Source organism: Exiguobacterium sp. HVEsp1, from assembly GCF_002009685.1.
GTDB classification, from domain to species: Bacteria; Bacillota; Bacilli; order Exiguobacteriales; family Exiguobacteriaceae; genus Exiguobacterium; species Exiguobacterium profundum.
This window is the reverse complement of record NZ_KV917367.1, coordinates 397859-398099: the sequence shown is the minus strand read 5'-3', so window position 1 is coordinate 398099 and position 241 is coordinate 397859.

Below are 241 nucleotides of genomic sequence, written 5' to 3'. Positions count from 1 at the left end.
AAACCAAACCTCCCCTGTGGACTCTTGGGGGAGATCAGCCTGTTATCCCCAGGGTAGCTTTTATACGTTGAGCGATGGCCCTTCCATGCGGAACCACAGGATCACTAAGCCCGAATCCCTTCCCTTGGGACCTACTCCAGCCCCAGGATGCGATGAGCCGACATCGAGGTGCCAAACCTCCCCGTCGATGTGGACTCTTGGGGGAGATCAGCCTGTTATCCCCAGGGTAGCTCCGTTGAGC